Below are 12,821 nucleotides of genomic sequence, written 5' to 3' on the forward strand. Positions count from 1 at the left end.
CCCGCTACAGGAGCTACATGTCGACATTTCGTCTGGGGCTGCCGCAGTGGCAGCATCCACACTGGAAACGCTACGGTCTGGAAACGCTGGCCGATTACGCCCGCTATTTTAACTGCGTGGAAGGCAATACTACGCTCTATGCCCTGCCGAAAGCGGAGGTGGTACAGCGCTGGCGGGCGATGACCAGCGATGCGTTTCGCTTTTGTTTTAAATTCCCCGCCAGCATCAGCCATCAGTCAGGGCTGCGCGACTGCGATGATTTAGTAGAAACCTTTTTCCGCACGCTCGATCCGCTGAGCACACGCATCGGGCAATACTGGTTGCAGCTGCCCGCCGCCTTTGGCCCCGATGCGCTCACCGCGCTGTGGGCTTTTCTCGATCGGCTCCCCGTCGCTTTCCGCTATGGCGTTGAAGTGCGCCATCCCGCTTTTTTCGCCAAAGGCGAGGCGGAACGCGCCTTAAATCGCGGCCTGCATCAGCGCGGCGTTAACCGTGTGATCCTTGACAGCCGCCCGGTTCACGCTTCCCGTGCCACCAGCCCCGCGACGCTGGATGCCAAAGCGAAGAAACCGAAAGTACCGCCGCACGCTATTATGACCGCCAGCGATCCGATGGTGCGATTTATCGGCAGCGAATCACTTCAGGAGAATGAAATCTGGTTCGAGGACTGGCTGAGTAAACTGCCGGGCTGGCAGGCCAGCGGCACGCCCTGGCTGTTTATTCATACGCCCGATATTGGCGAAGTGTTGGATCTGGTGCAGCGGCTGTGGCCCCGTCTGCAACAGGCGCTACCGCAGGTGGGCGACGCGCCGGACTGGCCGCAGCAGGCCGCACTGTTTTGAGCGGTATTACAGGCTGGTGGCGCTCAGCTCGCCGCCAGCGCGATAGAGAGTAAAGGAAGCGACGAAGTTTCTGCCACCATTTTGCCCTGCGCCTTTAAACATGGTAGAAATCATCACACCATACGCATACCCCTCCCGAAACGGATAATTAAAAACCGGTACGCAGGTATCAGCTGTAAGCGGAATCGTCTCACTCTCCTGGCTGGAAAAATAGCGTCTGAAAAACGTTTCTTTTTCATCAGAGGAGGAAATTTCCAGCATATTTAGATATTCGCCTTTTTTTGCGTCAATCATTACACATACTTGATTATTAAAAGTTTTTATCTTAGCCGAATAAAGAGAGAGCGTTTTACCCTCACAGGCGGTTAAGGCCATTGTCACTGCCATGACAGTTACGAGTTGCCTGAAGCGCATAGTTATCCTCCATATAACCGTGAAAAAATCGTTTGGCGATAACGAGACAATAAATTACCCGGTTCGCTACTTCCCTGACAGGTAACGACGGGGAAATTTATTTTCCTCAGTCGATCCCAGGTTGCATAACCAAAAGTCGTTAAAACGTAATAATCCGCTACAATCTGTGCCTGTTGCTCTAACGAATAACTTAACAGCGGTTTGCCATCAAGCCGGTAGGTATAATCTGCGGCCCAGCTCATCAGGCCGCGTGTCCTGACCCACATATGCTTTTGATGTTGCCAGACATGCATCATTTCATGGATAAAAAGGTGTTTTAATCCAACGGGCACAAAAATATTCGAAAAATCAGTCCGATAGAGCTCCTTCCGAAACCATATTTCGCCATTGGGCGTCATCGCGGTATTACGGCGCTGTAAACCGAACGGCAAATAGCTGTCACAGTGAATCCAGACGCGTGAATAAACAATCGATCCGTTAAAAACAGTGCGTGCCAGCGCAATTTCACCGAGCGTTAATAAGCGTAAACTGCCTTCTCTGGCTGTCTTCATCCTCTTCTCCTCTGGCCTCTGCTGGGTAACAGAATAAAAACCACCCCGAAAAAAAGCGTGCGCCCGGTTACAGTTTCGCCGTTTCGCGTCGATTCTTACGCTGTCGCGCAAAAGATGCAGTCTGCCGCGCTTTCTGCCAGAATATGCGCCTTTCCGTAGTTGACCGGATTTACCCCTATGTCTAATCGAGATACGCTGTTCTCCGCGCCTGTTGATAAACTGGGCGACTGGACCTTTGACGAGCGCGTAGCTGAAGTTTTCCCCGATATGATCCAGCGTTCGGTGCCGGGTTATTCCAATATCATCTCCATGATCGGCATGCTGGCCGAACGCTTTGTCAAAGCCAACACCCAGGTTTATGACCTCGGCTGCTCGCTGGGCGCCGCCACGCTGTCGGTGCGCCGTTCGGTGCAGGCGGAAGGCTGCAAAATTATTGCCGTCGATAACTCACCGGCGATGATTGAGCGCTGCCGCCGTCATATCGATGCCTTTCGCGCCACCACGCCGGTTGAGGTGATCGAGGCCGATATTCGCCATATCCCAATCGAAAACGCCTCCATGGTGGTGCTGAATTTTACCCTGCAATTCCTCGCGCCGGACGATCGCCTGACGCTGTTACAGCGCATTTATCAGGGACTCAATCCGGGCGGCGCGCTGGTGCTGTCAGAGAAATTTAGTTTTGAAGATGCTGACGTCGGCGATCTGCTGTTTAACATGCATCACGATTTCAAGCGTGCCAATGGCTACAGCGAGCTGGAAATCAGCCAGAAGCGCAGCATGCTGGAAAATGTGATGCTGACCGACTCGGTAGAAACCCATAAGGCGCGTCTGCGTCAGGCGGGTTTTGAGCACAGCGAGCTCTGGTTCCAGTGCTTCAACTTTGGTTCTCTGGTGGCGTTGAAAGCAGGTTAAGGCATGATTGAGTTTGGCAAATTTTACCAACAGATTGCGCTGGGCCCGCTGGCAAGCTGGCTTGAGGTGCTTCCGGCGCAGCTGGCTGCCTGGCAGCGTGAAAATCTGCACGGCCATTTCCGCAACTGGCAAAAAACGGTGGATAATCTGCCGCTGCTGACGCCGCAGCATCTCGATCTGCAACAGAGCGTCAGCGCCGATCGTGACGATCTCAGCGAGCGTCAGCGTCAGGGCATAGAGAAACTGCTGCGCAACCTGATGCCGTGGCGTAAAGGCCCTTATTCCCTTTACGGCACACACATCGATACCGAGTGGCGATCCGACTGGAAATGGGATCGCGTACTGCCGCATATTTCGCCGCTGACCGATCGCACCGTGCTGGATGTCGGCTGCGGCAGCGGCTACCACATATGGCGTATGGTGGGTGCCGGTGCCGCGCTGGTGGTTGGCATCGATCCCACTCAGCTTTTTCTCTGTCAGTTTGAGGCGGTGCGTAAGCTGCTGGGCGATGACCCGCGCGCGCATCTGCTGCCGCTGGGTATTGAACAGCTGCCGGAGCTGAAGGCGTTCGATACGGTATTTTCTATGGGCGTGCTCTACCATCGCCGTTCACCGCTCGATCATCTGTTCCAGCTTAAAAGTCAGCTGGTCAGCGGCGGCGAGCTGGTACTGGAAACGCTGGTGATTGAGGGCGACGAGCATGATGTACTGGTGCCCGGCGAACGCTACGCGCAGATGCGCAATGTCTGGTTCATTCCTTCCGCTCCGGCGCTGAGCCGCTGGCTGGAGAAATGCGGTTTTGTCGACGTGCGCATCGTCGATTTCTCGCGCACCAGTACGGAAGAACAGCGTCGTACCGACTGGATGACCACCGAATCGCTGGCGGATTTCCTCGATCCTCACGACAGCAGTAAAACGCTGGAAGGCTATCCGGCACCGCTGCGTGCCGTACTGGTAGCCCGCAAGCCCTGATGAAAAAAGGCGCCTGCGGGCGCCCTGTTTGTCTGGCGATAACTATCCGACCCACCACGCCTTTTACATTAGCGGCGCGACAGTGCCAGCTTCGCGGCAAAACCGATAAATACGCAGCCGGTCAGACGATCCATCGCTTTCATTACAATCGGACGCCGCAGCTTTTCGGCGAAATAGCGCGTACCGACAATCAGCATGCCGCTCCACAGCAGGCCGATGAACGCATGCGTGAGTGACATCGCGCTGCTCCAGACCGCCACCGACGCGCCAGCCGGAATAAACTGCGGTAAGAACGACACATAAAAAATTCCCACTTTCGGGTTCAGCAAATTACCCAGCAGCCCTTTCATAAACAGCGCCTTCCAGCCCGGCGCGGTTTTCTGCTCCTGCGCATTGGGCAACGCGCTACGCGGACGCAGCAGCAGGCCGACGCCCAGCCACAGCAGATAAGCGGCCCCCACCCATTTCAGCAAGTTATAAGCCATTTCCGAAGCCAACAGCAGCGCACCGAGACCAAATCCTACCGCCACGCCCCAGATAAAGCAGCCTCCCGCAACGCCCAACGCCGTCGCCAGCGCCCGACGCCAGCCACAGGCGGCTGAAGTACGCAGCACCAGCGCGGTATCAAATCCAGGTGTCAGGGTCAGAATGATGATAGCGACCAGAAAGGCCAACAGCGACGAAATCATAGCGCGTTCCTTAGAGAAAAAAGCAGAGTGCCGGGACGGTAACTAAACTTAGCGTAACAGCCGCAGGAGGGACAATGAAAGAGTTTGATTACCAGCAGGATTTCACGCAAATCGACTTCCGCCAGCATCCGGAGCGCTATCAGGTGGGGCGTGGCGAACAGGGGGTACTGCTCGTCGAACCTTATAAATCAGAAATTCTGCCCCACTGGCGCTTCCGCACCCCAGAGATTGCCCATGAGTCGGCGGAAAAAATCATGGCGCTGTTTGAAGCGTACCGCCAGCAGGATGATTTTGTCGGTATGGATATGGCGCGTAAGTTTATCCAGATGGGCTTTACCCGCGCACGCCGCTACGCCAACCATCCCGGCGGCAAAAAATATGATGCGCAGCGTCAGGTGCTGCCACAGCAAATTAATGCGGAAAAGGCGGAATCAGCCGCAATTTTTAAAACCTACTGGGACAAAATTCGCGCCGATGAAGACTATCTGCGGCGCAAAAAGGCGCATCAGCAACGCTACGGTTAATAAACTACTCAGCGTTTATCATCCGCCATGCGATCCCAGTATTCAAAGCGCGTGGCGATACTGAGCTGACGCTGTTGGGCGGCTTTTCCATCCGTTTCGGTCTCCTGCAAATAGCTCAGGGTACAGTTGCCGACGCTATCCCAGCTCTGGCATTCACTGAGTGCGGTAATCGCACCGGAAGGCGTGGTACTAATAGTAAGCAACTGCTGTTCACGCTGCTGCTTATCATAGCGGTAGCGTTCCTTCACTTTTTCGGAAATGCTACTTTGCAACAGCCCATCGCGGCTCCAGCTATAGTGATATTCACCGTTTGCCAACTCGTCAGAACCGCGCGCCACGCTGTTCAGCAAACGCAGCTGTTTATCATAGTTATAGATGGTTTCGGTAAACCCTTTATTCCCCATCAGCAAAAAGCTGTCGCTGGCGCTGATAATATTACCCTTTTTGCCCACCATATAATTGATTACGCCTTTTTTATGCGTCACCTCAACCAGCGCATCCGCTTTTTTTACCTTGACCGAAATCTGATATTCCGCGAGCCACCCCTGACTGACGCGGGTGATATGCTGCACCATTGCCAGCACCACATTTTTTTCAACTTTATCGTAACTCATATCCGCAACGGTAAGCTGACCGCAGCTATCAAACTGACTTAACAGGCGTTTCTGCGAATTGACGTTTTTACCAAACTCGCCCATAACTACCTGTTTAATTTTGCCTTTTGCCATGCCGCCGAGCAAAATAACATTATTGCTGTTTTTTATCGCTTCAGAATCGGCGTGGCACGTCTCTGCCGCCAACGCCACGTTGCCAGACATCAAACAGCCACTACCGATAATAAAAGCCAGACATACAGACTTCATAATCCCTCACTCAAGTAATGCGCCAATACCTGGCATAAAAAATGCCTTCCGAAAATACGGAAGGCTTACAAAAGCAAGCTGACGTTAGCGAAACGGCAATTGATGCAATGGCCTGCGACACCCGTTCTGTTGCTTATCAGATAATTATAGCGTCATTATCTGCCTGTATTATAGCTCAACGTCCGGTTGCCCGTGGCTTTCTTTATCATCCTTATCTTAACAGTACATCCGTTTAGTGACGCCAGTGAATATAATAAAATTACGCTTTATTCTTACGTGACTATTAAAAACACATTTAATATTTCTTTTTCCCCTTTCAGCCGGACTGCACATCTGTAACTCACCTTTGGCTTCCTGAGATAATAGTAAAATAGCTATTTCAGGCAGATGACAATATCACGCCTACTTTAGCGAAACCGTGGCGATACGCTCTCCTTCAGGCTGATAACAATAAGGCCGGATGGTTTAGTAATGCTACCACCCGGCCCGACAGAAATATCACCAGAATAAACCGGGCCCGCCTGCATGATGGCAAGGCCCGATAAATTATACCGGCGTTACGGTTTCGGTATTATCAAAGGAGATCCATGAACCTTTAGCAGCAGGTGCCGTTGCGTAGTAGTAACGCAGTTTTTTATCCGCACCGTAGCCCAGGACAATTTTCCCCATTGCCTTACCAACGGTATTTACCGTTGAGGTGGCGGAGTTAAGCTGTGCCTGCGAGTAGACAAAGCCACAGGTAATTCCGTCGTTTTCGTTAAACAACCATTCAATCTCCGGCACATCACCTTGCGTTGCAATGGCAAAACCACCGGTGGAGTTAACTTTGGTATAACGCACGCTCAGCGGTACGGCTGAGTTAAGGTTATAGCAGTTACTCATAACAAACTTCTCGGTAATATTCTGCAACCCAACGGCATATTGACCTGCCACATAGCCTGTACTGGTAATATGGACCTTCGCCAGGTTAGGCAGGTTGAGCGCATAGCTGCTGCTGCCGACATCAATAATACTGTGGTTAATTGAGATCGTACCGCCCGTTCCTCCCTGAACAAGAATCCCCGTGGCGGTGCCGTTCCCAATCAGACGACAGCCGGTGATCAGGATCTTGTTATAGTTGCTGGTCGATGTTTTTATCAGATTCGCAAAGCCTTCGGCATAACAGTTATTCAGATGGATATCTTCTGAGGGAACCAGGTTAAAGCCGTTGTTTTTGGCATCCCCCTTATTCACCATCGATACCTGTAGCGTTAATTTATGCGCCCCCTGTACCGTTGAAGAACGATCGAGGACAAAACCATCCCCTACCGAGCCTTCATCCATCACCACCGTCGAACGAATATTAACGTTACTTGACCAGTTCTGTACGCAGATCGCCCCACGTTTTGGTGCCCAGTTGCTGCCCTGCGTATCGTTGGCGGTACGGGTATATTTGATGGTATTTTCCACCACAACGTTAGTACACATGATATAGGCTTCGCCCCACCAGGTCGCCCCACCGATCGACACGTTACCGATCGAGCTACCGTTACTGATGCCCTCCATCACAAAGTGACGACGGAAAGGACCATAGGCCAGGTTATTCGCCATAATAATATGCTGCGCATCCAGCTCCGCGCGTCCGCTGTTGGTGGTTACCGGCGCTTCAGCATGGAAGGCGATACGCCCGTCGGTGCCATCTTTACAGGAAGCATAATTATGGGCGATCACCGTGCCGGAACCCCAGATGCTGACCGCATCACCACGATCTTCAAGACCAACGCCAAGACAATCAAGAAAGTTATTACCAATAATACGCGAACCGTGAGCGCGCTGAATGGTGCTGGCAATCACCGCGTTAACCTGATTAATCATGGTGCAGCCTTCAATCACGCAGAAGTCTGCCTGAATATCGATAGTCCCCTGACGTCCTCCTGCGCTGCCCGACGCATTGCTTTGCAGCAGGAGTGGGTTAGTGGATTTTAAATTACGTACCCGACAGCGTTGATGTTTCAGCACAAGCATCGCTTTAGTACTCATCGCCGTGCCGATAGGCCGGATTTCACCCGTTTCGGCACCTTCGATAATCTGCCCTTCAAAGGCAGTTTTAATCTGCGCAGAAAGATTAATAATGGTGTCGACGATGACATATCTTTCTTTATTAAGCAGCGCCTGAAAGGCAGCGGTATTATCAGTGGTATAATCGGTTGCGCTATTAGCACTGATTTTTTGCGAAGATGTAGTTACAGCCATGATGAACCTCCAGAATAAAATAATTAAAGGGTTTAGTCCTTGTTAAAATACTCAGCACACAGATTCAGGTTGCGGAATTCCCTTTCCGCTTGTATTACGGAAATTATTTTTTTGCCGTTTTTGTTATTTAGCCCTGGTGTTTATTTTCAGTATCGTTATTTTCAACCTCGCCATCTTCTGACGTGGTTTGCTGTCCCGGCGGCACCTTTTGTCGCGTAATACGGGAAAACATTCCCAATAGCATGATGATGAAAGAAGCAGCCTGTAGCCAGCTGGCTGGAATCATTGCTTTCCACTCAGGCGGCATTTCAAGCCAGACAGTTGGTAGCAGACCCAGCAACACCAGCGCTTTCGTAGAATGCCAGCGCCACCAGTCAGGCCAGTCCTTTACCAGTTTTAGCTTCATGGTCATTTGATTACTCCTTTGTAGCTTTCATAGCTGCCGCTACGCATCACTTCAGCATGACGCTTCGCCCGGTTGGGCGTCTGCCGTGCCCACTTGCTCATCAACATACTGCTGGCAGCGGCGGTGAAGTTCTCTTGTGCTATCAGGGCCAGCATATTTTTAAAGCCCGCCAAACCTTCAACGCCCATTTGCCATGCCATACTGTATAAAATATCGCTACGTGGTTCGTTACAGTGCTGAAGCGCATCGACAATAACCGGAATGCCATTCATCTGTAACCTGTTATTATTTAACAGGATTTCCAGCCAGGCACTGCCTACAGCTTCAGGAACCGTAAAGGTATAGTGCTCTATCGGGCAGCCGCGTGGCCCAAGTTTGATACCGTAAGCCACGGTCGGAAAACCTTCCGTATCGATATAAGGTTTGGCCCGATAGCCCTCTTCAAATTTAAGAATTTTTATTATTTCGCTCATCTTTACGCTCCTTTTTACAGCTACCCCGTGACCTTGTTAAAAATTGGCTCTGGTACATTGGTGCTTTTCGTTCTGTTATGTATAATGCTGGGAATCCATAACAAAACGTATAAACTCAGGCCATAGCAAAGCGTGTTTGACGAACAATACGGCACGCTATAAATTTTCGTTTATGAAAACAGATTCTCTTGCTACGCGGCTCAATATGGCGATGACAATGGCCGGGATGACGCAGGGTGCTTTGGCAAAAGCATCCGGCGTTTCTCAGCCGACTATCTGGCGTCTGACGAAAGGTCAGGCCGCCGGCTCGCGTAAGCTGGTCGACATCGCGGCAGCCCTCAACGTTAACGTTGAATGGCTGGCCAAAGGTCAGGGAGAGATGCAAGGGCCTTCAGTCAAAGAAGGCTTTTCGCAAGCTCCCGCAGCCAGTGACGTGCCTGTCTGGACGCTGGCCGGTAAAACCGGCGAAACCGTCACCACCCCTAATGGCATCCGCGCAAAAAAAACCTGGCGAGCCTACCTTATCGATCGAAACAGCGGTTGTGCTGAAGCCACTGCGGGCAGTATCGTCATCATTGATACCGATCTTCCGCCGGAATCAGGTGACCTTGTTATCGCCCGCGTCAACGAACGCATCAGCGTCTATCGCTATCTCGAAGGCCCGTCCAACGGCTTCTTAACCGTGGATGACCCGCGTTTGCCAGCAGTAGAGCTCTCCTCTTCAGCCGAACTTATCGGCGTCGCTATCTTTTTAATCCGTGATTTGCGCCGGTAAGCCGCCACATCTTCATCCGGTAAGGTGATTTCGCAGTATTGCCCACCGGCGACACGATATAAGACATAAATCATGGCGAACCTCTTCAGCTACGCAGCCCGTCAGTTATCCAACTCCCCATCGACGCTACAGCGCCGTTCCGTGGGTTAACTATGCTTCAACAACCCCTCGAAGCATGAATGCGGCTTATAAGTTCGCTGACGAGGCGGTTAACACATTCACCACATTTCATAACCTTTGTTATTAAAAATACTATTAGCTATTAAAAAAGAGTCAAGTTTGTTTACTGAAAAAAATCGTGCAGGAGGGGAGATTTTTGATAGCTAAACGTAGGAGCCACGCGCTTTGCCGGGGCCAGGCAATACGCTAACCTTGCGTCAATTAACCATTTTTTCCAAAAATTGATTACGCCGGCTTAATGATAAAAAGAGGCGAAAAAATTTATAAATTTTTTCCCTTAAGCATCAGAATTTCTTTCCTGTTGTAGTCGCAATGACTTTCAGTCTCCATTAAATAACAATAAAATCAAATAATTACAACAAAGAACCTGCTAACAGGGCGTAATCTGGATGAGCTAAGTTAAAGAATCATATGGTAAAAGAAAAAGCCCATCACAATAAATACATTTAAATATCAATAACATAATTATCATAAACAATAAAAAATGATTTCTAACTCTTATGGTCAAGCAGTACTTATGTAGTAAGAAAGAGTTATCAATGATGGCGACGGTTAACAGAGGATTTGATAAAGATCACATCACATTTGATTAAATAATGAACAATCAAAGGTATTAAAATTAATAGCAACGCCAATAATAAAATCGTCAAAACAGCGATCGCCAGAAAAACCAGCAAAAAAGATGGGAGGAAAATTTTACTGACAGGGGTGAGCTGCCCGTTATGAGAACGGCAGCGTACAACGAGGATAATTATCAACTTAAAGGTGCGGGCAATCAGCGGCTATAAGGCACAAGCCACCAGCAGGCAGCCGTTGTTACACGCGGTAAGCTCAACGCCGTTTTGCCAGCGTCAGGTTAAGACCGAAAAAAAACTTACGCGCCGTTTAAAGCCGCAAAGTCCTGCTGTAGCCGTTCGGCGATCAATGCCGACTGCTCTGTATCATCAGAAACCACGATCTGTCGCAGCAACACATTTTGACGGGTATATTGTCTGGCTCGCTGGTTAAAGGCCGTGGCGGTAAAACTGTCCTTTAACGCCTCGTTTTCTTTGATCGAATATAAGGTCACTGGCGTCTCAGCTTTTACTGGCTTACAGCCAACAAACCAGCGGCTGTTGCGATATAACAATTTGCATCTGGCAGTAAAAATGCTCATCGAAAGTGCGCTTTGCAGTTCTTCACGCGCTATGCTGGCCCAGCCGGGGGGCGTTAACACTTCACCGGGACTATCGGGATTTTTAACAAAGTGGATGCCTTCCTCTTCTTTGCATCCCGCTACGGCTAATATCATTATCGCAATTACCGCTCCTGCTACCCTGCTTTTCATCTTAGTCACGCCTCAGGTTTCCATATCAGGTACTGTCATTAGCTGAAATCATCAACGCTGGTGACGATTATACAATAACACAAATGAACAATCTGAGAATAATCTTAATACGTGACATTAACTATGATATCCCGCTCGTTGATAACTGCTACGACAGCGATACAATTAACCAGGAAAGAAAAACAATCGGCAGAGAATGCAACTATCAGCCCGGAAAACAGATGGAAGTTACCGCTATAATGTTGTTTATCCAGTTAAAATGGGCAGAAAGGTAAGGCTGGTTATATTAGCAGCCTGATTATTAACTGAACGTAAAGCGAAGGCAGAGTAAAAAAGCCCCGCGAAAGCGAGGCTGAAAGGACATATAAAAATCAGTGATTCATTTAGCTATTTTTTAGCGGCTCAGGCGATGATGGCTCTGCTCGCACCAGTAATTTCCCCTGTAACAGAAGCCACAACGTGCGAATAATCAGTAAGGCAATAACAAGATTTGCCAGAATAAAAAGCGGGATGGAAAGATCGTATAATGCGCCACCGGGAGCGCTGTGTCCCAAATGAAGCGCCGTATTTGCCAACGAAGAAACACCGAATGAAAAACTCCAGAATGAGGCGTTAAAAGGCTGGCTGGCATACCACGGAATAAGACGAATCATAAACAGCAGCTGTAAAAGACCGTAGCCAAACAGCATCTTCGCCAGCACGTCAACTTCCCCGCCGTTAACGCTAAGCCAGGCGCTACAGGCAACAAACGCCGGAGCCATCTGGATACCTAACGCCGGGCGTATCGCCAGCGGCATTTCACCGTGACTGCGTAACCGATGCAGTATGGCAGGTTCAAGGCTAAGCCATGAAAATATGCCAGCGCCCAGGAACAGAATACCAATATCGTGATAGCCCAGCGCACCGCAGGCCATAGCGCTAATAAAGTTATTCGCTACGGTAGGGAGATAGAGGCCCGGCGTTGTCGCCGTCGCGGGATGAGCACCCCGCCACAAACCGGCCCCCTGCCAGGCAGCATATCCCAGCTGTATCACAGCGCCAGTCATAAACAGCGCTTCGCCAGGAAGGCGTGACCAGGGTGTAACGCCAATTGAAACCAGCATCGTTGTCGCAGGAAACAGGCTTACAAAGCTGCCCTTTAACGGATGACGCACCTCATCCAGCACCGCCTCAGGGTGACGGATCAAACGCACAATAAAGAAACCGGCCAGCAGCGCCCATACGACTACCGCCAGGCTAATTAATACTACCCCCGGCAGCACCGAAACTGGCCAAATCGTTGCTGCATAACGCCAGGCAAAGCCTGTTCCGATGATACCCAATACCATACCAAAATAGCTGGCCGGGAGATTGATATGCCCCCGCAGGCTTTGTTGCCTCATAAGATATTTACCTTTTACCGCCCAATATGCCATGCGGCCGAACAAAAATTAACATTTCATCAGCGATCATAATAAAATAATATCTTTCCGCACTCATTATTTAGTAGTAAATAATATTACTTTATTCTGATTTTACCCTGTCTGATGCAGAAAAAAACAGCATCAGCGGCAATTATACGCCTCTGTAAGCCAACAAAAAAATCTCTCATTAATTATTTTTTAATAAGTTGTAACTGGCTAATTGTGTTAGGAAAAATCTAATCAGAACGATATTTTGAA

Annotated in this window: 14 protein-coding genes; 5 read left to right on the forward strand and 9 right to left on the reverse strand. The window is 50.1% G+C overall.

The features are described 5' to 3' along the window. Positions 1-17: 17 nt before the first annotated feature. Positions 18-842 (forward strand): DUF72 domain-containing protein, encoded by an 825-nt coding sequence (locus C7M51_RS08235; RefSeq protein ID WP_160621354.1) that lies wholly within the window; start codon positions 18-20, stop codon positions 840-842. A gap of 6 nt (positions 843-848) precedes the next feature. On the opposite strand, the gene C7M51_RS08240 is transcribed toward C7M51_RS08235, so the two are convergent. Both C7M51_RS08240 and C7M51_RS08245 read right to left on the reverse strand, forming a co-directional pair. Continuing rightward, positions 849-1,256 (reverse strand): putative T6SS immunity periplasmic lipoprotein, encoded by a 408-nt coding sequence (locus C7M51_RS08240; RefSeq protein ID WP_160621355.1) that lies wholly within the window; start codon positions 1,254-1,256, stop codon positions 849-851. A 2-nt stretch (positions 1,257-1,258) separates the two neighbouring features. Next, positions 1,259-1,807, reverse strand: coding sequence for a type IV secretion protein Rhs (locus tag C7M51_RS08245; RefSeq protein ID WP_160621356.1), 549 nt, complete (start codon positions 1,805-1,807; stop codon positions 1,259-1,261). A 177-nt stretch (positions 1,808-1,984) separates the two neighbouring features. Between C7M51_RS08245 and cmoA the strand changes: the two genes are divergently transcribed. Together cmoA and cmoB are read left to right on the forward strand one after the other, a co-directional pair. After that, entirely contained in the window at positions 1,985-2,719 is a 735-nt protein-coding gene (gene cmoA / locus C7M51_RS08250; protein ID WP_160621357.1) for a carboxy-S-adenosyl-L-methionine synthase CmoA, read from the forward strand. Positions 2,720-2,722: 3 nt separating this feature from the next. Beyond that, complete coding sequence (gene cmoB / locus C7M51_RS08255; RefSeq protein ID WP_160621358.1) at positions 2,723-3,691, forward strand: tRNA 5-methoxyuridine(34)/uridine 5-oxyacetic acid(34) synthase CmoB; 969 nt, start codon at positions 2,723-2,725, stop codon at positions 3,689-3,691. A 68-nt stretch (positions 3,692-3,759) separates the two neighbouring features. Here the strand turns inward: cmoB and C7M51_RS08260 are convergent, their stop codons facing one another. Then, positions 3,760-4,380, reverse strand: coding sequence for a LysE family translocator (locus C7M51_RS08260; RefSeq protein WP_208852124.1), 621 nt, complete (start codon positions 4,378-4,380; stop codon positions 3,760-3,762). A gap of 74 nt (positions 4,381-4,454) precedes the next feature. Between C7M51_RS08260 and C7M51_RS08265 the strand changes: the two genes are divergently transcribed. Beyond that, on the forward strand, positions 4,455-4,904 hold the full coding sequence (locus tag C7M51_RS08265) for a DUF4385 domain-containing protein (protein ID WP_160621359.1): 450 nt from the start codon (positions 4,455-4,457) through the stop codon (positions 4,902-4,904). 8 nt (positions 4,905-4,912) lie between these two features. On the opposite strand, the gene C7M51_RS08270 is transcribed toward C7M51_RS08265, so the two are convergent. The 4 genes from C7M51_RS08270 to C7M51_RS08285 form a co-directional block, all read right to left on the reverse strand. Further along, positions 4,913-5,767 carry a hypothetical protein gene (locus tag C7M51_RS08270; protein WP_160621360.1) on the reverse strand — a complete coding sequence of 285 codons (855 nt, stop codon included), beginning with the start codon at positions 5,765-5,767 and terminating at the stop codon, positions 4,913-4,915. Positions 5,768-6,313: 546 nt separating this feature from the next. Continuing rightward, positions 6,314-7,999, reverse strand: coding sequence for a hypothetical protein (locus tag C7M51_RS08275; RefSeq protein ID WP_160621361.1), 1,686 nt, complete (start codon positions 7,997-7,999; stop codon positions 6,314-6,316). A gap of 127 nt (positions 8,000-8,126) precedes the next feature. Next, the gene (locus C7M51_RS08280; RefSeq protein WP_244323809.1) at positions 8,127-8,411 is read right to left on the reverse strand and encodes a DUF7940 domain-containing protein; all 285 of its coding nucleotides are present in this window, start codon (positions 8,409-8,411) and stop codon (positions 8,127-8,129) included. Then, positions 8,408-8,878, reverse strand: a complete 471-nt coding sequence (locus C7M51_RS08285) for a glycoside hydrolase family protein (protein WP_160621362.1) — start codon at positions 8,876-8,878, stop codon at positions 8,408-8,410. The genes C7M51_RS08280 and C7M51_RS08285 overlap by 4 nt, the downstream gene beginning before the upstream one ends. Before the next feature lie 172 nt (positions 8,879-9,050). Here C7M51_RS08285 and C7M51_RS08290 point away from each other — a divergent pair, with 172 nt between their 5' ends. After that, on the forward strand, positions 9,051-9,653 hold the full coding sequence (locus C7M51_RS08290; RefSeq protein ID WP_160621363.1) for a LexA family transcriptional regulator: 603 nt from the start codon (positions 9,051-9,053) through the stop codon (positions 9,651-9,653). 1,054 nt (positions 9,654-10,707) lie between these two features. On the opposite strand, the gene C7M51_RS08295 is transcribed toward C7M51_RS08290, so the two are convergent. Together C7M51_RS08295 and tehA are read right to left on the reverse strand one after the other, a co-directional pair. Next, a complete protein-coding gene (locus C7M51_RS08295) occupies positions 10,708-11,160 on the reverse strand; it encodes a hypothetical protein (RefSeq protein ID WP_160621364.1) in 453 nt (150 codons plus the stop codon). A gap of 383 nt (positions 11,161-11,543) precedes the next feature. Then, positions 11,544-12,542 (reverse strand): dicarboxylate transporter/tellurite-resistance protein TehA, encoded by a 999-nt coding sequence (gene tehA / locus C7M51_RS08300; RefSeq protein ID WP_160621365.1) that lies wholly within the window; start codon positions 12,540-12,542, stop codon positions 11,544-11,546. Positions 12,543-12,821 lie beyond the last annotated feature (279 nt).

Origin of the sequence: Mixta intestinalis, from assembly GCF_009914055.1 — a bacterium.
Lineage (GTDB): Bacteria > Pseudomonadota > Gammaproteobacteria > Enterobacterales > Enterobacteriaceae > Mixta > Mixta intestinalis.